The sequence below is a fragment of the Achromobacter sp. 01N37 genome (genome assembly GCF_056399725.1).
This window is the reverse complement of record NZ_JBFTRX010000004.1, coordinates 547,982-567,810: the sequence shown is the minus strand read 5'-3', so window position 1 is coordinate 567,810 and position 19,829 is coordinate 547,982. Positions and strand designations below refer to the sequence as shown.

Here is a 19,829-nt window from a genome sequence, read left to right as displayed (position 1 = left end):
GGCCTGGGGTGCGCGGGGCGTCGATAAGCCCGAGGGAATCTGAAGGAACCCGCCAACGGCGGGTGACGAAGATGACAAGGGGGCAGTCCGGAGCGAAGGCTCCGGACCGCAATCGTTGCCCCGCGCACCCCAGGCCCCCGACACCACGGGCGTCTCAAGAACCCAAACCCTCCTCATCAACGCCCCAGCCCCCAAACCAACCAAACCCCGCGTCAAACCACCCCCGTCGTACACTCCTCGAAAAACCAAAACGACACGGAGGAACAACATGCGCATTTTGCTGGTCGAGGACAACCTTGATCTTGGCGATGCCGTGGAAAGCAAGCTGCGTTCCGCTGGCCATAGCGTGCAGTGGGTGCATGACGGGCTGGCGGCGTTGCGGTGGGGGTTGGACGAAACCTGGGATGCGCTTGTCCTGGATATCAATCTGCCTGGCAAAGACGGCTTCACCGTGATTCGGGAATTGCGCGCAGCCGGCTTGGAAGCGCCGGTGCTCGTCATGACCGCGCGGGCGGAAATTGAAGACAAGATCGACATGCTGGACCTGGGCGCGGATGACTACCTCGTCAAGCCCTTTGACCTGCGCGAACTCGAAGCGCGGTTGCGCGCTCTGATGCGGCGGCCGTCAGGGCAGACCAGCAGCACCACCACCTACGGCAACCTGAGCCTGGACCTTGCCGGACGCAGCGTCATGTTGTCTGGTGCGCCGCTGGAGCTGGGACGGCGCGAATTCCGCTTGCTGGAAATCCTCTTGGGCCGCATCGGCCAAACCGTTGCCAAGGAACGGCTGATGAACCAGCTGTTTGACCTGGACGACGGCTCGCTCAATGCGCTGGAACTGTTGATCTCGCGGCTGCGCAAGAAACTGGCAGGGGCGTCGATCGACATCGTCACCGTGCGCGGCGTTGGCTATCAGGCCCGCAGCCATGAGCATTCCTGAAAGCGCCTCGATCCGGCGCCGCGTCTTCACGCTTGGCGTGGTGTTGCTGGCCTGCGCGCTGATCGGGCTGGTGTTCTTCCTGCGAGACTACGCGCAACGCGCCGCCGAGCAGGCGTTTGACCGGCTGCTTGCCGCATCCGCACTGACCATCGCCGGGTCCGTGCAGATTGATGACGAAGGCGTCACCGTGGAACCGCCCGTGTCGTCGCTTGCCATGTTGTCGGGCGGCGAGCGCGTGTTCTACGAAGCGCGCACCTCCAATGGCCGGCTCATCACCGGCTATGGCGACCTGGCCCCCAACCTGCCGCTGGCGCAAGCCGCAACCCCCGTGTTCGCCTACGTCATTTATCACGACGAGCCCGTGCGCGTCGCCACCGTGGGGCGGCTGGTGTCGGCCAGCCAGCATGCCGGCTGGGTCACCGTGCGGGTCGCCGAAACCTTGGGATCGCGCGAAGAACTTGCCGACGAAATCCTGGGGCGCGGCGTGTTGCCGCTGCTGGTCGTGTCGCTGGTGGCGCTGGGTCTGTTGTGGTTCGGCGTGCAACGGGCGTTTGCGCCGTTGGCCGTGTTGGAACGCGAACTGCGCACCCGCGCACCTGAAGACCTGACGCCCGTCACCACGCCGGTGCCGCGCGAAGTGCGCCGCCTGGTCGAAGCGCTGAACGCCTTCATGCAACGCCTTTCCATCATCATGGATACCTTGAACACGTTGGTGGCCGACGCCACGCATCAGGTCCGTACACCGCTCGCGTCGCTGCGCGCGCAAGCAGAAGTGGCGCTGGACGAAACCGACCCCAAGCGGCTGCGCGAGCGCATCGGCCGCATTCATCAGAACGCCACGCACGCCAGCCAGCTGATCAACCAGCTGCTGATGGACGCCACCATCACGCACCGGCTCGGCAAAGGGCCACCCGAATCTGTCGGCGTAGCGGAAACCATCAACGAAACCCGCCGCCGTATCGGCCCGGTGGAAGCCGAGCGGCTGCGCATCGACATTGCGCCCGACGTCCGCCGCGCGCGCCTGGCCGGCGACCGCGTCGCCTTGCGTGAGATGCTGCGCAATCTGGTGGACAACGCCTTGCGCTATGCCCCGGATGGCACCGTGGACATTCAGGCCACGCCCGTTGCAGGCTTTCGCGTGGCGTTGACGGTATCGGATCGCGGGCCGGGTATCTCGGACGACGAAAAAGAAGCCGTGCAGCAGCGCTTCACGCGCGGCAAAGCCGGTGAATCTCAACCCGGATCGGGGCTGGGCCTGGCCATCGTGCGTTCGGTGGCGATGGCGCATGGCGGGTCGCTATGGCTGCATGACCGGCCGGGCGGCGGCTTGTCGGCGCGCGTCATCCTGCCGCTGCAACAACAGCCCGCAGGGCGCCATCTGGCGACGTGGCTGGGCGCGGCGCTCACGGCGGCGCTGCTGCTGGTGTCGGCACCTCAGGACGTACGTGCCGCCGAACTGGACGAAATTGTCACGCGCTATCCCGCGCCGCAACCCACGTCGCGCACCCTGGTCATCGCCGGCCCCACCGACACGCCCGTGGTCGCGCCGCTGATTCAGGGCTTTCAATCTTTGCGGCCCGATGTGACGGTGGTGTATCGCGAGATCAGCAGCCGCGATCTGTACGAAGCCACCATCGACGGGCGCCTGACCAACGTCGACGTGCTGATGAGTTCGGCATCGGACTTGCAGATCCGGCTGGCCAACGACGGTTACGCGCAAAGCTACGCGTCACCCTACGCGTCCAAGCTGCCGTCGTGGGCGGTCTGGCGCAACGAGGTCTACGGCTTCACGTTCGAACCCGCCGTCATCGTCTACAACCCCAAACGCTTCACCGAAGCCACCGTGCCCCGCTCCCGGCAAGACCTGCTGCGCCTGCTGGAACGCGACCAAGCCACGCTGCAAGGCCGCGTCGGCACCTATGACATCGCCGCCAGCAGCCTGGGTTATCTGCTGGCCGAGCAAGACGAGCTGGTGTCATCCAACTTCTGGGGGCTGGCCAATGCGATGGGCCAAGTGGCCGTGCGCCTGTCGCCCACCAGCGCGCAGATTCTGGACGCCATCGAAAACGATGAGCTGGACCTTGGCTACAACATCCTGGGTTCGTACGCGCTGTCGCGCCAGGCGGACGGCAGCAAGATCGGCGTGGTGTTTCCGCAGGACTACGTGCTGGTGCTGGCGCGTTCGGTGCTGATTTCACGGCGCGCGCCCAGCCCGGACCTGGCGCGCGCGCTGGTGGACTGGCTGCTGTCGCCCGCCGGCCAGCAGGTGGCTTCCAGCCACGCAGCGCTGGGTTCCATCATGGAAGACACGCCCGGGCGCTGGACGTCCGAAGCGGTGCTGGCGCGGTCGCAAGGCATCGTGCAGCCGGTGGTGCTGAGCCCCGCCCTGCTGGTGGGGCTGGACCAGCGGCGGCATTCGCGCTTCGTGCAGAACTGGGTGCGGCTGGTGACGGATACGCCGAAGCGGCCCTGAGCAATGGCGCTATCCCTGCGGCGCGGCCATTCGCGCCCAGGGATTACCCCTAGCCGCTACCTGTCGCCATGACAGGACGACGACAGACGCCGCCTCCTAAGATGGGCGCAGGCTGGACCCAGATCCCGCTTCAGACCATTCCAATCGGAGACAAACACATGCTTGCCAAGTCCCAACTGGCGGCCGCCTGCGCCGCAGCATTCGCCATCGCCACCGGCAGCGCCTTCGCGCAGGCCGTGCCGGCGGGTTATCCGGCCGACTACCAAAAGATCCTGGACGGCGCCAAGAAGGAAGGCAAGGTCGTCATCTATTCGACCACCGACACCAAGGCCGCCGGCCCCATCATCAAGGGCTTCGAAGCGTTGTACCCGGGCGTGAAGGTCGAATACAACGACATGAACAGCACCGAGCTCTACAACCGCTACATCAGCGAACAGGCGGCGGGCGGCAGCAGCGGCGACGTCGTCTGGAGCTCGTCGATGGACTCGGCGCTGAAGCTGGCCACCGACTACGCCCTGCAATACAAGTCGCCGGAAAGCGGCAAGCTGCCGGCCTGGGCGGTCTGGAAGGATTCGGCTTACGGCACCACGTATGAACCGGCCGTCTTCATCTACAACAAGCGCCTGATTCCCGCCAACGAAGTGCCCACCACGCACGGCGCGCTGGCCAAGCTGATCGCCAGCCAACCGGACAAGTTCAAAAACAAGGTCACGACTTACGACATCGAGAAGTCGGCCGTGGGCTTCATGCTGGCCGTGCAGGACAAGGCCAACGACCCCAAGTACTTCGAGACCCTCAAGGACATCGCCAAGGGCGGCCTGATCGTGCAGTCGTCCACCGGCACCATGATGGAACGCGTGTCGTCCGGTGAAAACCTGATCGGCTACAACATCCTGGGCTCGTACGCTGAAACGCGCGCCAAGTCGGACCCGTCGCTGGGCGTGGCCTACCCGACCGACTACGCGCTGGTGTTGTCGCGCGTGGCGTTCATCAGCAAGAAGTCCAAGAACCGCAACGCCGCCAAGCTGTGGATGGATTACCTGCTGTCGCAGAAGGGCCAGGAAATCATGGCCAACCAGGCCGATCTGGCCTCGGTGCGTGACGACATCGAAGGCGACAACGATGTGGACGGCATGACCAAGAAACTGGGCGCTTCGCTCAAGCCGATTCCGGTCAACGAAACGCTGCTGGACTACCTGGAACAGAACAAGCGTTTGCAGTTCATCAAGGACTGGCGCGCCGCAGCGGGCAAGTAATGCCGCGCGGGTTCAGAGCGGCGCGCCCGCTCTGAACCGCCACAACGCGTAAGCGGACGGCACGGCGCCGTCCGCCTGACCGCCCCCCGGGCGGGCTCCCCCGTACCCGGGCGGCGCGACCATCGCGTCATTCTCGACAACAGGATTTCCCCATGCAGTCATTGCGCAGAAAATGGCAGTCCCTGCCGCGCGGCGTGGTGGTGTTGATTACGGCATTGGCCATCTACGTGCCGCTGTCGTTCATCATCATCCAGAGCTTTCTCTCCGCGCCTTTCTTTGCCCCGTCCAAGGTCTTCAGCCTGGACGCGTTCCGCTTCATCTTCGCGGACCCCGATTTCTACAAGGCGCTGCGAAGCGGCTTCATCCTGGCCTTCGGGCTGGCCATCATCGCCATCCCGTTGGGCGGCATGCTGGCCTTCCTGATGATACGCACCGACCTGCCCGGCCGCCGCTGGATCGAACCGCTGATCCTGGTGCCGGTGTTTGTGTCGCCCATGGTGCTGGGCTTTGGCTACGTCGTGGCCGCAGGCCCCGTGGGTTTCTTCTCGATCTGGGCGCAGAACATCCTGGGCTTCGTGCCCTGGAACGTGTATTCGCTGACCAGCATCGTCATCATCGCCGGCCTGACGCACGTGCCGCACGCTTACCTGTATATCTCGTCGGCGCTGCGCAGCATGGGTTCCGACGTGGAAGAAGCCGCCCGCGTGGCCGGCGCATCGCCGCTGCGCGTGATGGTATCCGTGAGCCTGCCGATGGTGCGCCCGGCCATGCTGTACGCCACCGTGCTGCTGTTCTTCCTGGGCCTGGAAGTGTTCGGCCTGGTGCTGGTGCTGGGCGACCCGGAAGGCAACCTGGTGCTGGCCACCTACCTGTACAAGCTGACCAACAAGCTGGGCATTCCGTCGTACCACCTGATGGCGGCCGTGGCCGTGATCCTGATCTGCATGACGATTCCGCTGGTCATGCTGCAACGCCGCCTGATGCGCACCGCGAACCGATTTGTCACCGTCAAGGGCAAGGCCTCGCGCGCACGCCCGCTGCCGCTGGGCAAATGGCGCTGGCTGGCGGGCGCCGTCGTGGCGTTCTGGCTGCTGGTCACGATCGTGGTGCCGCTGCTGGGCGTGCTGCTGCGGGCGTTCGTGTCCAACTGGGGCATGGGCGTGTCGCTGTTTGACGTGCTGTCGCTGGACGCCTTCCACACCGTATTCGGCCAACCCAACCTGATCCGCGCCATTGTGAATTCGGTCGCCATCGGGGTGTTTGGCGGCGCGCTGGCCGTGATGTGCTACATGTTCGTGGGCCTGGCGATGCACCGCAAGCCCGACAACGTCACGCGCTTCATGGACTACAGCGTGCTGGTGCCGCGCGCCGTGCCGGGCCTGTTGGCCGGTCTGGCGTTCTTGTGGGTGTTCCTGTTTGTGCCGATGTGGCTGGACAACGCGCTGGACGTGGACGAAAACGGCTGGCTGTCGGCGCTGCCGTTCGCCGAATGGCTGCGCGAGAACTTCGTTGAATGGCTGCGCGCCATGCGCAGCACCATCTTCAGCGTGTGGCTCGCCTACACCGTGGTCTGGATGGCGTATGGCCTGCGCCTGATCTCGTCGACCCTGCTGCAAGTGGGACCGGAACTGGAAGAAGCCGCCCGCAGCGCGGGCGCGCGCCGGGGCCAGGTCACGCGCCACGTCACGGTGCCGCTGGCCAAGTACGGCCTGATCGGTTCCTGGCTGCTGATGTTCCTGATCTTCGAGCGTGAATATTCCACCGGCGTTTATCTGTTGTCGCCCGGCACGGAAACCATCGGTTCCATGCTGGTGTCGCTGTGGGCCTCGGGCGCCATCGACATCGTGGCTGCGCTTTCCTTCATCAATATCGTTCTGGTCGTGATCGGCCTGGGCATCGCCCTGCGATTCGGAGTCAAACTTCATGATTGAGCTTTCTGTAGAAGACCTGCACCTGGACTACGGCGACAACCCGGTGCTCAAGGGCGTGTCGATGCAACTGCGCCAGGGCGAAGTGGTGTCGCTGCTTGGGCCCTCGGGCAGCGGCAAGACGACCTTGCTGCGCGCCGTGGCTGGCCTGGAAGGCCCCAAGCGCGGCCGCATCACCATCGGCGACCGCATCGTCTACGACGGCGGCGCCCGCAAGGAGATTCCGGCCGAAGAACGCAACCTGGGCCTGGTGTTCCAGTCTTACGCGTTGTGGCCGCACAAGACCGTGTTTGAAAACGTGGCCTACCCGCTGAAGCTGCGCAAGGTGCCGTCGGCCGAAGTGCGCGAGCGCGTGCAAGCCGTGCTTGACCAGCTGGGCCTGGGCAAGCTGGGCCAGCGCCATCCGCACGCGCTGTCAGGCGGCCAGCAACAGCGCGTGGCCATTGGCCGGGCGCTGGTGTACAGCCCGCCCGTCATCCTGCTGGACGAACCGCTGTCCAACCTGGACGCCAAGCTGCGCGAAGAAGCACGGGCGTTCCTGCGCGAGCTGATCATCCGCCTGGGGCTGTCGGCCCTGATGGTGACGCATGATCAAAGCGAAGCCATGGCCATTTCCGACCGCATCCTGCTGCTGAACAACGGCAAGATCGAACAGCAAGGCACGCCGCAGGAAATGTATGGTTCGCCGTCCACGCTGTTCACGGCCGAGTTCATGGGCAGCAACAACCGGCTGGAAGGCAAGGTCACGGAAGTGCGTGACGGCCAGGCCCGCATCGAAGGCCGCGGCTGGGCGTTGTGGGGCAAGGCCGGCGAAGGCGTGACTCAGGGCCAGGACGGTACCGCCGTGATTCGCGTTGAACAGGTGCGCCTGGCGGATGACCCCGACGGCAACCACCTGGACATGCCGCTCTTGACCAGCATGTACCTGGGCGACCGCTGGGAATACCTGTTCCGCACCCCGGACGCAGATCCCGCCCACACGCTGGCCCTGCGCGCCTATGGCCCCGAAGGCCGCGAGCCGGGCCCCTGCCGCCTGGCCTTGCCGGCCAGCAAGGTCTGGGTCTTTCCGCGCAAGACGGCCTGACCCCACGCGGCGGCGCGTTGGAGGATGACCCTTCATGCGCCGCCCGCCGAGCCGTCCCGCCTCCATCGACGACGCGCCCTGCTCCCGTCCAACAGCTGTTACAAGCCGTTGGCTGGCATGTGCCGGCAGCACCGACTCGTCTTACAATGCGTCGGTGCAACGCCCTGATTCCCCCTCCCCGCTAAGCCGTTACCTGCGGTGGCTGGGCGCTCCCGCCCAACACTACCTGCGCATCGGCATCGCAATATCGCTGTTGGTGCACGCCGGCGCGCTGGCGTGGCGCTTTGGCGCGCCCGCGCTCACCCGCCCGCCCGTCACCAGCCTGGAAGTCGTGCTGCTGAACGCCCGCAGCGAGACGCCGCCTGAGACGCCCCGGGCGCAGGCGCAGAATCAGATGACGGGCGGCGGCAACGCCGAACGCGGCATGAGCACCACCCCGCTGCCCCAGACCGGCGCGTCCGCCGAGACCATCGTGCTGGAAGCCATGCGCCGCCGGCAGGTTCAGCTGGAAGCCGAACAGGCCCGTCTGATGACCCAGTTGCGGTCGGCCGAGAAAGCCGGCGCCGAGCGTCAGGCCGTCAACCCCTGGCCCGACGGCGCTGATCTTGGCCAGGACGCCCAGGATCAGGCCAGCGTCATCCAGAACGCCCAGGTCGCCGCGCTGGCCGCACGCGTGCAGCAATACAGCGCCGAACCCCGCAAGCAGTTCGTGGCCCCGTCGGCCGAAGCGTCGCGTTACGCCGCCTACCTGGATGCCTGGCGCACCCGGATAGAAGCCGTTGGCACGCAGCACTATCCCGACGAGGCGCGCGGGCGCATTTACGGGTCACTGCGCATCACGGTGTCAGTACGCGCCGACGGCAGTATCGCCAACGTCGAAATCGACCAGCCCTCGCCGCACGCGGTGCTGAACCAGGCCGCCCGCCGCATCGTCCAGCTGGCCGCGCCTTTTCCCCCATTCCCCCCCGATATCGCCCGCGATACGGACGTGCTGGTCATCACCCGCACGTGGCATTTCGTTAACGACACCCTGGAAACACAAGCCCCATGACCGAGGCGACCCCTCTTGCCCGCTACGCCGTCATCGGCAATCCCATTGCGCACAGCCGCTCGCCTCAGATCCACGACCTGTTTTCCAAGCAAACCGGCAAACTGCTGCGCTATGAGCGCCTGCTGGCGCCGGTCGACGGCTTTGCTGACGCCGTGGCCGCATTCGTGGCTGAGGGCGGGCTGGGCTTGAATGTCACGGTGCCTTTCAAGCTGGAAGCCTACGCATTGGCCGCCGGCCGCCTGTCTACGCGTGCGCGCCTGGCGGGCGCCGTCAACACATTGTCGTGGCGCGATGGCGCCTGGCACGGCTGCAATACCGACGGCGTCGGACTGGTGTCTGACCTGCTGCGCCTGGGCGTGCACCTGAGCGGCGCGTCCGTGCTGCTGGTGGGCGCGGGCGGCGCGGCCCGAGGCGTGTTGCAACCGCTGGCCGACGCCGGCTGCGCCCGCATCCACGTCGTCAACCGCACCGCGGCCAAGGCGCTGGAACTGGCCGAGGCCTGGCGTGACACCGGCGTATCGCCGCAGACGCAAGTCACTGCGGGCGGGCTGACCGACGCCGCCACGCCCGGCGGTTGGAACCTGGTCATCAACGCCACGGCCAGCGGCCTGCAAGACGCCGCCCCCGACCTGCCCGCCGGCCTGTATGCCGACGGCGCGGCCGCCTACGACATGATGTACGGCGCCCAACCCACCGCTTTCATGAAACAGGCCGACGCCGATGGCGCAGCGCTGACCGCCGACGGCCTGGGCATGCTGGTGGGCCAGGCGGCCGAGAGCTTCCTGATCTGGCACGGCGTGCGCCCCGATCCGGCCCCCGTGCTGGCGGCGCTGCGCGAGGCGCTCATGGCAGGACGCTGAGCGGCATGGCGACGCGCGGCAAGGGCCGATCCTGGTTCCGGACCATCACCGGCGTACTGATGGCGCTGGTGTGCGCGGTGCTGCTCTACCAGTTCTGGCTGTTCGCACAGGTCGTCTGGTACAACTACCGCGACCCCGGCAGCAGCGCCATCATGCGCGAAGAGCGGTCCCGCTTGCGCGAAGGCAACCCCGGCTTTCAGCTTCAGTATGAATGGGCGCCCTATGACAAAATCAGCCGCAACCTGAAGCGCGCGGTGGTGGCGTCGGAAGATTCCAACTTCACCGAGCACGACGGCATCGAATGGGACGCCATCCGCAAGGCCTGGGAATACAACCAGCGCCAAGAGGAAGCGGGCCGCAGCAAGATGCGCGGCGGCTCCACCATTACGCAGCAGTTGGCGAAGAACCTGTTCCTGTCCAGCTCACGCAGCTACATCCGCAAGGGCCAGGAACTGGTGCTGACGTATATGATCGAGCACGTCATGACCAAGGAACGGATACTGGAGCTGTATCTGAACGTGGCGGAATGGGGCGTTGGCGTGTTCGGCGCCCAGGCGGCGGCCAAGCACTACTACAACACCTCGGCCGCCAACCTCAGCGCCAGCCAGTCCGCCCGGCTGGCGGCCATGCTGCCCAACCCGCGCTTCTATGACAGCCACCGCAATTCCAACTACCTGAACTCCCGCGTCGGGGTGCTGACCCGCCGGATGCAGATGGTTGACATCCCCTGACACGCAAAACCGGGCATTTCCGTCCGGCCGCCTCCACCCTACCCGGCGGGATTTGTTAAGCTTTCACGTTTAGCGCTCCCCTTCCTTTTCATGCGTACCGCACGTCGCTACCTGGCCCGCGAGATCTATCGCTCTTGTGCAGTGGTCCTTATGGCCCTGCTAGGCCTTTTCACGTTCTTCGCGCTGGTGGACGACCTGGACAACGTGGGCGACAAGTTCTCCATGATGGCCCTGCTCTACATGCAGGCGCTGGCCATTCCCACCCGCTTGTACGACCTGCTGCCCATCGGGCTGTTGATCGGCGCCATTCTGGCGCTGGCGGGTCTTGCCCAACGTAACGAACTCGTCATCCTGCGCGTCTCGGGCGTGAGCGGCATGCGGCTCTTGCGGATGCTGTGGGTCGTCACCATCCCGCTGATGATCGGGGCGGCGCTGCTGTCCGAATACGTCACCCCGTGGGCCGAGATCAAAACCGGCGAAGCCAACCTGATGTTCCGCGGCAAAGCCGGCGGCGACCGCCTGAAAAGCGGCTACTGGTTCAAGGAACCCACCTCCAACGGCGGCACGCGCATCATCAATATTGCCGAACTGAAAGGCGACGGCCAGGTCGCGGGTGTCACCCTTTACGAATTCAAGAAAGACCTGACGCTGTCGGTGTTGTCCACGGCGCCCACGGGCCTGTTCGCCCATGGCGACCTGGTGCTGAAAGACGTCTCGGAAACCCGCCTGGACGCCGATGCGTCCGAAGCGCTGGCCAACGCCCGCCCGCCCAAGAACCCGCCCGCCTCCGTTGTGAAGGTGCCAGAACGCACCATCGACACCACCCTCAGCGCCGAACGCCTCTTGGCCCGCGTGCTGACCCCGGAACGCATGTCCATCGTCACGCTGCTGGACTATGTGGAGTATTTGCGCGACAACCAACTGCAATATGGTCGACAGGTTGTCGCCCTGTGGCGCAAACTGGCGTATCCGTTCACGCTGCTGGTGATGATCACGATTGCCGCCCCCATCGGACTGATGCAAACCCGCCGCGGTGGCGTGGGCGCCAAGGTCTTCATCGGCATTTTGTTGGGCGTGGGCTTCTTCATGCTGAACCAGCTGGCGCTGAACGTCGGCATGTTGGGTAAGTGGCCGCCCTGGCTGACCGCCCTGGGCCCGAACATCGGGGCCATGGCCTTGGCGCTGGCCGCCATGAGCTATATGGAATACCGCCACACCATTTCCCGTATCGTCCAACAACGTTGGCCTTGGAGCAAAAGTCCCGCATGAACGGCAGTATCTGGATGATCGGCGACGTGCAGGGATGCTGCTCGCCGCTGGATCGCTTGCTGTCCCACCCCGATCTGGTCGGCGACCCGAAGTCGCGCTTCTGGTTCGCCGGGGACCTGGTCAACCGTGGCCCGCAGTCGCTGGAAACCCTGCGTCGCATCATCGACCTGGGTGACCGCGCGACAACCGTGCTGGGCAACCATGACCTGCACCTGCTGGCCGCCGCAGCCGGGGTGCGCAAGCCGTCCAAATCGGACACGCTCGAAGACATTCTTCGCGCGCCGGACGCGGCCGACCTGATCAACTGGCTGCGCTTTCGCCCGCTGGCGCATTTCGAGCAGGGCCACCTGTTGGTACACGCAGGCACGCTGGCCAAGTGGGACGTCGCCAAGACGCTGTCACTGGCCGGCGAAGTCCAGGACGCGCTGCGCGGCCCGAACTGGCAGAAGGCGCTGCAAAAGATGTACGGCAACGAGCCGTCCACGTGGAAGGAAGACCACAAGGGCGGCAAGCGGATGCGGGTGATCATCAATGCGCTGACGCGCATCCGCCTGTGCACGCCGAACGGCCACATGGAGTTCGCAACCAAGGTCGCCCCGGGCGCCTGGCCGCAAGGCCTGGTCCCGTGGTTCGACGTCCCGAACCGCGCCACCCGCGACATCACAACCGTATTCGGCCATTGGTCAACGCTGGGCCTGCTGCAACGGCCGGACGTGATCTGCCTGGATACCGGGTGCGTGTGGGGGGGTGCGTTGACGGCGCTGAGATTGCAGGATCGAAAACTCGTGCAGGTGAAGTGTTCGCAGTTTCAGAATCCGATGTCTGAATGACGGGTGTTTTTTTGCTGCGGCCTTTTGGGTCGTGAGTTGCTGAGTTCTTGGGGCGGGTGGCGATCTTCGTAGGTCGCCCATCGGCGCAGTGGCCCTGACTGCGCGCGCCCACGATTGCGGTCCGGAGCCTTCGCTCCGGACTCCCCCTTCGTCATCTTCGTCCAGGCCTACGGCCTTCCCTTCAGATTCCCTCGGGCGCATCGAGGTTGCGCGCAGTCAGGGCCACCGCGCCGACGGGCTGCCGTTGTCTTGGGTCGTTGCGCTGCTAGGGTGTGCCCTAGCCACGAGTGCTGCGGGGCCCGCCGAGTGGCGGCCGCGCGGGCGGCCTTACTCGGCTTACGCATTTGTGGGCGTTTGGGTGGCGGTCGCTTTCGCGAATGTGGAGAGTGGTTTTCTAATGCTCCCGCCGCAGGTTTTTTGGGGGGTAAAGGGTGGCGCGCAGCGCGCACTGTCTTGCGCATGCCAACCCGTTGCGCGCCACGCACTGGAGTTCAAGTGGCGGTCATCGTTCGTAGGATGGATGGGGAGTGTCAGTTTTTTTGTGTTTAAGGCACTCAGTGCCTGATCCCGTGGAGGATCAGGCGTGTTGATGCTATCTCAGCGATACGGGTCAGTGAAGCGTTCAGCGTAAATAATGGCGAACTGGTTCATGGCGGCCTTCCAGTCATGTGTCGCGCTGCCCCAGCCCTCAGTGACGTTGCGCAGGACCAGCCACAGCAGCTTGGTGGCGGCCTCATCGCTGGGGAAGTGACCCCGCGTTTTCACCGCCCGGCGCAACTGCGCGTTGATGCTCTTGATGGCGTTGGTGGTGTAAATCACCTTGCGGATCGCCGGCGGGAACATAAAGAACGGGATCACCCGATCCCAGGCCCTGCGCCATGCCTGTGCGATCGGCGCATAGCGCTGGCCCCACGGTCCTTGCTCGAACTCGGCGAGCGCGGCCAGCGCAGCCTCAACGGTCGGCGCGGTGTAGATCGGCTTCAAGGCCGCTGCCACTACCCGGCGTTCTTTCCAGTTGGCGTAGTCCAGGCTGGAGCGGATCAGATGCACGATGCAGGTCTGCAGCGTCGTGGCCGGGAACACCGCGTTTAGCGACTGCTCCATGCCCTTCAAGCCATCGGTGACGGCGATCAGGATGTCCTGCGTGCCTCGGGTCTTCAGTTCGTTGAACACCTTCATCCAGAACTTGGCCCCCTCGGTCTGTTCGATCCACAGGCCCAGGATGTCGCGCGTGCCGTCGGGTAAAACCCCCAGCGCGAGGTACACCGCCTTGTTGCGCACGACACCATCCTCGCGGATCTTGACCCGCAGGGCGTCGAAGAACACCACCGGATACATCACCTCCAAGGGACGCGTCTGCCAGGCCGTGACCTCGTCCATGACCGCGTCGGTCACCGAGCTGATGAACTCCGGCGAGACCTCGGTGCCGTACTGCTCGACCAGGAACCCCTGGATCTCGCGCACCGTCATGCCCCGGGCGTACATCGCGATGATCTTGTCATCAAACCCGGTAAAGCGGCGCTCGTGCTTGGGGATCAGGATCGGGGCGAAGCTGCCGTCACGGTCACGCGGGATCTCCACCCGCAGCGGCCCGTCATCGGTCAGCACCGTCTTGCGGCTCTTGCCGTTGCGCTGATTGGTGGCTTCCTCGGGGCGATCTCCGCCCGAGGGATACCCCAGATGGTGCCCTAGCTCGGCGCCCAGCGCCCGCTCGATCAGCGCCTTCTTGAACGCCATCGACAGGTCCTGCACCGCCTCGGCGGTCATCGGACCCTTAACGAACTGATCAACCAGATCCGCCGGGATCGACGGTAATTCCCTCAGGGGAAGCTTTTTCTTTGTGGCCATACATGTGCTCCTTGAGCGGTATGTTAGGCCTCAAACACAAAATTTATGACACTCCCGATGGATGAGGCGCGGCGAACCATCGAAAAGAGCCCAAACAACCTAGCCACACGCGAAGCGAGCATCGCGACGACGCACCACGACGCGTAAGCTCCAAAAGGCCGCCCGCGCGGCCGGCCTGGAGCGGGCCCCGCAAAATCTTCCACCACCCAAAACTGTGGAGCGGAGCCCTAAGAACACCAATCTCCCCAGTTGACGTCAGATTTCAACTGACCGAGCCCGTGAGGCCGGGGGCCTGGGGTGCGCGGGGCGTCGATAAGCCCGAGGGAATCTGAAGGAACCCGCCAACGGCGGGTGACGAAGATGACAAGGGGGAAGTCCGGAGCGAAGGCTCCGGACCGCAATCGTTGCCCCGCGCACCCCAGGCCCCCGGCCTCACGGGCGTCTCAAGAACCAACCCGGCCACAACACCAAAACCTCAATGCCGAATCTCAGCCAAAAACTTCCGAGCCCTCTCCGTCCCCGGCCGACTAAAAAACTCCTCCGGCCCCCCCGTCTCCACAATCCTCCCCGCATCCATGAACCACACTCTGTCCGCGACTTCACGCGCGAACCCCATTTCGTGTGTCACGCACACCATCGTCATGCCGTCCTTTGCCAAGCCCTTCATCACCTGAAGCACTTCCCCCACCATCTCGGGGTCCAGCGCGCTGGTCGGCTCGTCGAACAGCATCACGGGCGGGTTCATCGCCAGGGCGCGGGCGATCGCCACGCGCTGTTGCTGGCCGCCTGACAGCTGCGCCGGATAGGCCTCGGCCTTGTGTGACAAGCCCACACGCTCCAACAACTGCATCGCGCGTTCACGGGCTTCCGGGCGGCGGGCGCGTTTGAGTTGCAGCGGCGCCAGCATCAGGTTTTCCACCACCGACAAATGCGGGAACAGATTGAACTGCTGGAACACGAAACCGATGTGGCTGCGCAGTTGATCCAGGTGCACCTTCGGGCCATAAATATCCTGCCCGTTGACCTCGATCACGCCTTTCTGAATAGGCTCCAGACGGTTCACCGTACGGATCAGCGTCGACTTTCCCGACCCTGATGGCCCGCACACCACCACCACCTCGCCCTGCTTGACGGCTTCGGTCACGTCGGCCAGCGCCTGGTAATCGCCGTACCACTTCTGCACTTGTGAAAATCGGATCATGTCGGCACCACTTTAGGAGTGGCCAGAAGCCCGGCGCGCCGTCTGCCGATACGCCGTTCGGTCAGGTGCACCAATGAACTCAGGCCAAAATTCAGAATGAAATACGTCATCGCCAGCAAGCCGAACACCTCGAACGGCTTGGTCAGCAACACGCTGTTGATCTGGTTCGCCGCGTACGTCAGCTCTTGCACGCTGATCACATACGCCAGCGACGTTTCCTTCACCGTCGACACAAACTGGCTCAGCATGCTGGGCAGCATGTTGTAGAGCGCCTGCGGCAAGATCACGCGCCGCATCGTCTGCATGTACGACAGCCCCAGCGCGCGGCTGGCTTCCTGCTGGCCGGGGGGCAGCGCCTGGATGCCGGCGCGGATGATCTCGGCCAGATACGCGCTTTCGTAGCAGACCAGCGCCACCACCATCGTCGTCGTGCCGGCAACGGGCCGGCCGATGATCAGCGGCACAAAGAAGTACGCCCAGAAGATGAACATCAGCAGCGGCAGCCCGCGCACCAGATACACCACGGCGGACGACGGCCAGTAGAAGATCCGGTACGGGCTGATGCGGCCCAACGCCAGCAGCACGCCGCAAGGCAGCGCCAGCGCCAGGCTGATCGCGGCCAGCCCCAAGGTGGCGACAAGACCGCCCACCGGCCCGTGCGGATACTGCCCGATCAGCAGCAACAGCCAGTTGTCTTTCAGAATGTCCCACATGATCAGCGCGCCCCCAGCGGACGGTAACGTCGTTGCAAGAGCGCACCTCCGCCCATGATGATGAACGACAACACCAGGTAGATGACCGTCACCACGGCATAGGCCTCGAACGTGCGGAACGTGTAGTTCTCGACTTCGCGCCCGGCCGCCGTCAATTCGGTGACGCCAATCGCCATGGCCAGGCTGGTGTTCTTCAACAGCAGCAAGGTCTGGTTCAACAGCGGCGGAATCGCGATGCGAAACGCCTGCGGCAGAATGACCTTGCGCATCGTCTGCATGAAGCTCAGGCCCAGCGCCCGCGACGCCTCGACCTGCCCCGGCGGAATGCCGCGCACGGCGCTGCGCAGGTCTTCGCAGATATAGGCCGACATCACCAGCGAGATCGCGATGCACGACATGATGAATTCACTGCCATGGCTGTTGAGCCAGTCGGTGATAGGTTGCGGCAGCAACGCCGGCACGCCGAAGTACCAGAAGAGGATGTGCACCAGCATGGGCACGTTGCGGTGAAACGCGACATACACCGCGATCACCCCGTTGGCCACGGGCGAGCCCGTCAGGCGGATCACCGCCAGCAGGCTGCCTACAGAGAACGCCAGAATCCAGGAAAGCCCCGCCAGCGCCAGGGTGGTGATGAACCCCCTGAGCAGCCATGTCGGATACTCGCCCTGGAAAATGGCGCTGAAGTCGAAGACGTAATGCATCGAAGCAGGCTCCAGCGCGTGTCGCGCGTCAACCCTTGATGGCTTCGATGCGGAAGTCGCGCTTCATGTTGAACTGCGTGCCGGCGCCAAACCACTTGTCGAACACCTTGGTGGCCTGGCCCGACGCTTCCATGCCGTCCAACACCTTGTTCACCTGATTCAGCATCGCGGTGTCGCCCTTGCGCACGCCCATGCCCCAGGGTTCAACGAAGAGCGCCGGCTCCAGAATCTTGACGGGCACGGCGCTCGTGGCGGCTTGATGTTGCAGCTTCACCAGCATCAGCTCCGACCCAACGAAACCGCTGACCTTGCCTTGTTGCAGGGCCAGGAAGGCACCGCTGGGGTCTTTGAACGTGACGGGGTCGACGTTCGGAATGTTCTTGCGCGCGCCCTGCTCCGACGACGAACCGCGCACGGCGCTCACGCGCTTGCCGGCCAGGTCGGCGGGCGCCTTCAGGTCTTTCTCGGAATCGCGCGCCAAGATTTTTTGCAGGCTGACGAAGTGTTGGTGCGAGTAATCGATCTGCTGCGCGCGTTCCGGGCTCCAGCCCAGATTCGCCGCCACCAGGTCAACCCGGCCCGCGATCAGCTCCGGAATGCGGGCTTCAACGGCGATCAATTTCAATTCCAGCGGCACGCCCAGGCTGTCGGCCACGGCCTGGCACATGTCGACTTCATAACCGACGATGGCGCGGGTCTTGGGGTCTTGGAAGCTGAAGGGCTCGGCGGTGCCCATGGTGCCGCAGATGAATTTGCCGCGCGCCTTGATGTCTTGCACGGTGTCTGCATGCGCGGCGGGCGCCAGCGTGGCGGCCAGGCCGACGGCGGCAACGAAAGAAGCGATGGTGGTCTTCATGGTCATTCCCTTGGAATATAGGTATGGGTACTGCCAACAAAATCGGCGATCAACGCAGCGCCGCGCAAGCCTCGTGGATGCGGCGGCAACCTTCTTCGATGTTCTCCATCGACGTCGCGAAGCTCAGGCGCAAATAGGGCGACAAGCCATACGCCGCGCCGTCCAGCACCGCAACGCCGGCCTCGTCCAGCAAATACATCACCACGTCCAGATCGCTCTGCAACGCGCGGCCGGCGGGTGTGCGCTTGCCCAGCAAACCGTCAACCGACGGATAGACATAGAACGCGCCCTGCGGCAGCGGGCAGCGGATGCCCGGCACCGCGTTCAGCAGCGCAACGATGCGGTCGCGGCGCTGGTGGAACACGGCGGCGGCGTCCGTCACGCATTGCTGGTCGGCCGTCAGCGCCACGCGCGCGGCCTGCTGGCTGATGGCGCTGACGCAGCTGGTGCTTTGCGAAATCAATGTGGCCATGGCCTTCACCAATGCCTTCGGCCCGCCCGCGTAACCCAGGCGCCAACCCGTCATCGCGTAGGCCTTGGACACGCCGTTGATGGTCAGCGTGCGTTCCGCCAGCGCAGGCACGACGGCGGCGGGCGACACGTGGCGCACCTCGCCGTAAGCCAAGTGTTCGTAGATTTCATCGGTCATCAGCCACACGTGCGGATGGCGCGCCAGCACCTCGCCCAGCGCACGCAATTCGGCGGCGTCATACATCGCGCCAGTGGGATTGCTGGGCGTGTTCAGCAGCACCCATTTCGTGCGCGGCGTGATGGCGGCGTCCAGCGCCTGCGGCGTGAGCTTGAAGCCGTCGGACTCGGGGCAGGCCAGCACCACGGGCGTGCCGTCGTTGACCAGCACCATGTCCGGGTAAGACACCCAGTACGGCGCGGGGATGATGACTTCGTCGCCGGCCTGCACGGTGGCGGCCAGCGCGGTAAAGATCAGCTGCTTGGCGCCCACGCCCACGATGAGCTGGTCCAGGGCATAGTCCAGCCCGTTCTCGCGCTGGAACTTGGCGCGCACCGCTTCCAGCAAGGGCTTGGCGCCCGCCGATGCGGTGTAGCGGATGTCGCCGCTATTGAGCGCGTCGATGCCGGCCTGCACGATGTGCGCGGGCGTGGGCAGGTCGGGTTCGCCCACGGTGAAGTCGACGATGTCTCGGCCTTCGGCGCGCAATTGGTCCACGCGCGTCTTCGCCGCCATGCTGGGCGACGGCTTGATGGCGCGGGCGCGTTCGGCCAGAAAAGCGGTATCAACGGCGCTCATGCCAGCCCCTTGGCGGCAAACGCGGCTTGCATCCAGCTTTGCGTCTTATCGCCGTTGGCGATCTCGGCCATGATGCGTTCTTCCTTCGCGGCATGCGCATGCGCCGCGGCGATCAGGCTTTCCGCTTCAGACGCCGGAAAGCTGACCAGCCCGTCTTCATCACCCACCACGATGTCGCCCGGCAGAATCACCTGGCCGCCGATGGACACTGGCACGTTGACTTCGCCGGGGCCGTCTTTGTACGGGCCGCGATGGATGTGGCCCCGCGCATAGCAGGGAAAGCTGTCGGCTTCGAAGGCGGCAACGTCGCGAATCGCACCGTCAACCACCACGCCGGCGCAGCCGTGGATTTGCAAATAGCGCTTCATGATTTCGCCCAACACCGCGTTGGACAAGTCACCGCCCGCATCCACCACCAGCACATGGCCGGGCTGAATCTGCATCATGGCCTTGTAGATCATCAGGTTGTCGCCCGGGCGGGTCTTGACCGTGAGCGCCGTGCCCACGAGCTTGCCGCTGCCGTTATAGCGGCGCAGACCCGAGATGCCTTCACGGCGTGCAAGGTTGTCGCTAAGGTGCGGCGTAACAATGCCGGCCAACGCTTCAAGGATGGCGGCGGGAGCGACGGGGGCTGCGGGCAGTTGGCGGGCGCCGGTAAGAATATTGGCCATGACGATCTGCAAATTCCTGAGTCGAATGCCGCCGCAAGCCCGCTACGTTTTCGCAGGCCCCGGCCGGCCGGGGGATGAGTCAGATGCCATGTTGCGAGCTTTTCCATTTCGGAAAAAGGGATTAAATTTCCACGAGCTATATCTCCT

At 64.8% G+C, this 19,829-nt stretch carries 17 protein-coding genes; 10 read left to right on the top strand and 7 right to left on the bottom strand.

The window, feature by feature from the left end:
- The first annotated feature begins 268 nt into the window (after nucleotides 1-268).
- The 10 genes from AC1DSJ_RS11500 (at nucleotide 269) to AC1DSJ_RS11455 (ending at nucleotide 12,422) form a co-directional block, all read left to right on the top strand.
- On the top strand, nucleotides 269-940 hold the full coding sequence (locus AC1DSJ_RS11500; protein ID WP_054428171.1) for a response regulator transcription factor: 672 nt from the start codon (nucleotides 269-271) through the stop codon (nucleotides 938-940).
- Nucleotides 927-3,413 (top strand): sensor histidine kinase, encoded by a 2,487-nt coding sequence (locus AC1DSJ_RS11495; protein WP_175172085.1) that lies wholly within the window; start codon nucleotides 927-929, stop codon nucleotides 3,411-3,413. Before AC1DSJ_RS11500 ends, AC1DSJ_RS11495 begins: the two co-directional genes overlap by 14 nt.
- A gap of 158 nt (nucleotides 3,414-3,571) precedes the next feature.
- Nucleotides 3,572-4,669, top strand: coding sequence for an ABC transporter substrate-binding protein (locus AC1DSJ_RS11490; protein WP_054428169.1), 1,098 nt, complete (start codon nucleotides 3,572-3,574; stop codon nucleotides 4,667-4,669).
- A gap of 152 nt (nucleotides 4,670-4,821) precedes the next feature.
- Nucleotides 4,822-6,600, top strand: coding sequence for an ABC transporter permease (locus AC1DSJ_RS11485; RefSeq protein ID WP_054428168.1), 1,779 nt, complete (start codon nucleotides 4,822-4,824; stop codon nucleotides 6,598-6,600).
- Nucleotides 6,593-7,681, top strand: a complete 1,089-nt coding sequence (locus AC1DSJ_RS11480) for an ABC transporter ATP-binding protein (protein ID WP_175172084.1) — start codon at nucleotides 6,593-6,595, stop codon at nucleotides 7,679-7,681. The genes AC1DSJ_RS11485 and AC1DSJ_RS11480 overlap by 8 nt, the downstream gene beginning before the upstream one ends.
- A gap of 154 nt (nucleotides 7,682-7,835) precedes the next feature.
- On the top strand, nucleotides 7,836-8,732 hold the full coding sequence (locus AC1DSJ_RS11475; RefSeq protein WP_175172083.1) for a TonB family protein: 897 nt from the start codon (nucleotides 7,836-7,838) through the stop codon (nucleotides 8,730-8,732).
- Nucleotides 8,729-9,592, top strand: coding sequence for a shikimate dehydrogenase (gene aroE / locus AC1DSJ_RS11470; RefSeq protein WP_441371460.1), 864 nt, complete (start codon nucleotides 8,729-8,731; stop codon nucleotides 9,590-9,592). The genes AC1DSJ_RS11475 and aroE overlap by 4 nt, the downstream gene beginning before the upstream one ends.
- 5 nt (nucleotides 9,593-9,597) lie before the next feature.
- Nucleotides 9,598-10,323, top strand: coding sequence for a monofunctional biosynthetic peptidoglycan transglycosylase (mtgA, locus tag AC1DSJ_RS11465; RefSeq protein ID WP_054428165.1), 726 nt, complete (start codon nucleotides 9,598-9,600; stop codon nucleotides 10,321-10,323).
- A gap of 90 nt (nucleotides 10,324-10,413) precedes the next feature.
- A complete protein-coding gene (gene lptG / locus AC1DSJ_RS11460) occupies nucleotides 10,414-11,592 on the top strand; it encodes an LPS export ABC transporter permease LptG (RefSeq protein ID WP_054428164.1) in 1,179 nt (392 codons plus the stop codon).
- Nucleotides 11,589-12,422 carry a symmetrical bis(5'-nucleosyl)-tetraphosphatase gene (locus AC1DSJ_RS11455; RefSeq protein WP_054428163.1) on the top strand — a complete coding sequence of 278 codons (834 nt, stop codon included), beginning with the start codon at nucleotides 11,589-11,591 and terminating at the stop codon, nucleotides 12,420-12,422. The genes lptG and AC1DSJ_RS11455 overlap by 4 nt, the downstream gene beginning before the upstream one ends.
- A 597-nt stretch (nucleotides 12,423-13,019) precedes the next feature.
- On the opposite strand, the gene AC1DSJ_RS11450 is transcribed toward AC1DSJ_RS11455, so the two are convergent.
- From AC1DSJ_RS11450 to AC1DSJ_RS11420, 7 genes are all read right to left on the bottom strand, one after another.
- Nucleotides 13,020-14,270: an IS256 family transposase gene (locus AC1DSJ_RS11450; RefSeq protein ID WP_441371459.1), complete on the bottom strand. Its 1,251-nt coding sequence runs from the start codon at nucleotides 14,268-14,270 to the stop codon at nucleotides 13,020-13,022.
- Between the two features lie 475 nt (nucleotides 14,271-14,745).
- Nucleotides 14,746-15,471: an amino acid ABC transporter ATP-binding protein gene (locus tag AC1DSJ_RS11445; RefSeq protein ID WP_441371458.1), complete on the bottom strand. Its 726-nt coding sequence runs from the start codon at nucleotides 15,469-15,471 to the stop codon at nucleotides 14,746-14,748.
- Entirely contained in the window at nucleotides 15,468-16,184 is a 717-nt protein-coding gene (locus AC1DSJ_RS11440) for an amino acid ABC transporter permease (RefSeq protein WP_175172077.1), read from the bottom strand. Before AC1DSJ_RS11440 ends, AC1DSJ_RS11445 begins: the two co-directional genes overlap by 4 nt.
- A gap of 2 nt (nucleotides 16,185-16,186) precedes the next feature.
- Complete coding sequence (locus AC1DSJ_RS11435) at nucleotides 16,187-16,888, bottom strand: amino acid ABC transporter permease (RefSeq protein ID WP_054423276.1); 702 nt, start codon at nucleotides 16,886-16,888, stop codon at nucleotides 16,187-16,189.
- Between the two features lie 28 nt (nucleotides 16,889-16,916).
- Nucleotides 16,917-17,744: an ABC transporter substrate-binding protein gene (locus tag AC1DSJ_RS11430; protein WP_054423374.1), complete on the bottom strand. Its 828-nt coding sequence runs from the start codon at nucleotides 17,742-17,744 to the stop codon at nucleotides 16,917-16,919.
- A gap of 49 nt (nucleotides 17,745-17,793) precedes the next feature.
- Nucleotides 17,794-19,011 (bottom strand): aminotransferase class I/II-fold pyridoxal phosphate-dependent enzyme, encoded by a 1,218-nt coding sequence (locus AC1DSJ_RS11425; RefSeq protein ID WP_441371457.1) that lies wholly within the window; start codon nucleotides 19,009-19,011, stop codon nucleotides 17,794-17,796.
- Nucleotides 19,008-19,682 (bottom strand): RraA family protein, encoded by a 675-nt coding sequence (locus tag AC1DSJ_RS11420; protein WP_054423274.1) that lies wholly within the window; start codon nucleotides 19,680-19,682, stop codon nucleotides 19,008-19,010. The genes AC1DSJ_RS11425 and AC1DSJ_RS11420 overlap by 4 nt, the downstream gene beginning before the upstream one ends.
- Nucleotides 19,683-19,829: the final 147 nt, after the last annotated feature.

What these genes read in the sequence shown, in the direction of transcription:
- lptG (WP_054428164.1), top strand. Translation starts at nt 10,414, where the DNA reads ATGCGTACCGCACGTCGCTACCTGGCCCGCGAGATCTATCGCTCTTGT.
- AC1DSJ_RS11440 (WP_175172077.1), bottom strand. Translation starts at nt 16,184, where the DNA reads ATGTGGGACATTCTGAAAGACAACTGGCTGTTGCTGCTGATCGGGCAG.
- aroE (WP_441371460.1), top strand. Translation starts at nt 8,729, where the DNA reads ATGACCGAGGCGACCCCTCTTGCCCGCTACGCCGTCATCGGCAATCCC.
- AC1DSJ_RS11480 (WP_175172084.1), top strand. Translation starts at nt 6,593, where the DNA reads ATGATTGAGCTTTCTGTAGAAGACCTGCACCTGGACTACGGCGACAAC.
- AC1DSJ_RS11420 (WP_054423274.1), bottom strand. Translation starts at nt 19,682, where the DNA reads ATGGCCAATATTCTTACCGGCGCCCGCCAACTGCCCGCAGCCCCCGTC.
- AC1DSJ_RS11425 (WP_441371457.1), bottom strand. Translation starts at nt 19,011, where the DNA reads ATGAGCGCCGTTGATACCGCTTTTCTGGCCGAACGCGCCCGCGCCATC.
- AC1DSJ_RS11435 (WP_054423276.1), bottom strand. Translation starts at nt 16,888, where the DNA reads ATGCATTACGTCTTCGACTTCAGCGCCATTTTCCAGGGCGAGTATCCG.
- AC1DSJ_RS11445 (WP_441371458.1), bottom strand. Translation starts at nt 15,471, where the DNA reads ATGATCCGATTTTCACAAGTGCAGAAGTGGTACGGCGATTACCAGGCG.
- AC1DSJ_RS11485 (WP_054428168.1), top strand. Translation starts at nt 4,822, where the DNA reads ATGCAGTCATTGCGCAGAAAATGGCAGTCCCTGCCGCGCGGCGTGGTG.
- mtgA (WP_054428165.1), top strand. Translation starts at nt 9,598, where the DNA reads ATGGCGACGCGCGGCAAGGGCCGATCCTGGTTCCGGACCATCACCGGC.
- AC1DSJ_RS11495 (WP_175172085.1), top strand. Translation starts at nt 927, where the DNA reads ATGAGCATTCCTGAAAGCGCCTCGATCCGGCGCCGCGTCTTCACGCTT.
- AC1DSJ_RS11490 (WP_054428169.1), top strand. Translation starts at nt 3,572, where the DNA reads ATGCTTGCCAAGTCCCAACTGGCGGCCGCCTGCGCCGCAGCATTCGCC.
- AC1DSJ_RS11450 (WP_441371459.1), bottom strand. Translation starts at nt 14,270, where the DNA reads ATGGCCACAAAGAAAAAGCTTCCCCTGAGGGAATTACCGTCGATCCCG.
- AC1DSJ_RS11430 (WP_054423374.1), bottom strand. Translation starts at nt 17,744, where the DNA reads ATGAAGACCACCATCGCTTCTTTCGTTGCCGCCGTCGGCCTGGCCGCC.
- AC1DSJ_RS11500 (WP_054428171.1), top strand. Translation starts at nt 269, where the DNA reads ATGCGCATTTTGCTGGTCGAGGACAACCTTGATCTTGGCGATGCCGTG.
- AC1DSJ_RS11455 (WP_054428163.1), top strand. Translation starts at nt 11,589, where the DNA reads ATGAACGGCAGTATCTGGATGATCGGCGACGTGCAGGGATGCTGCTCG.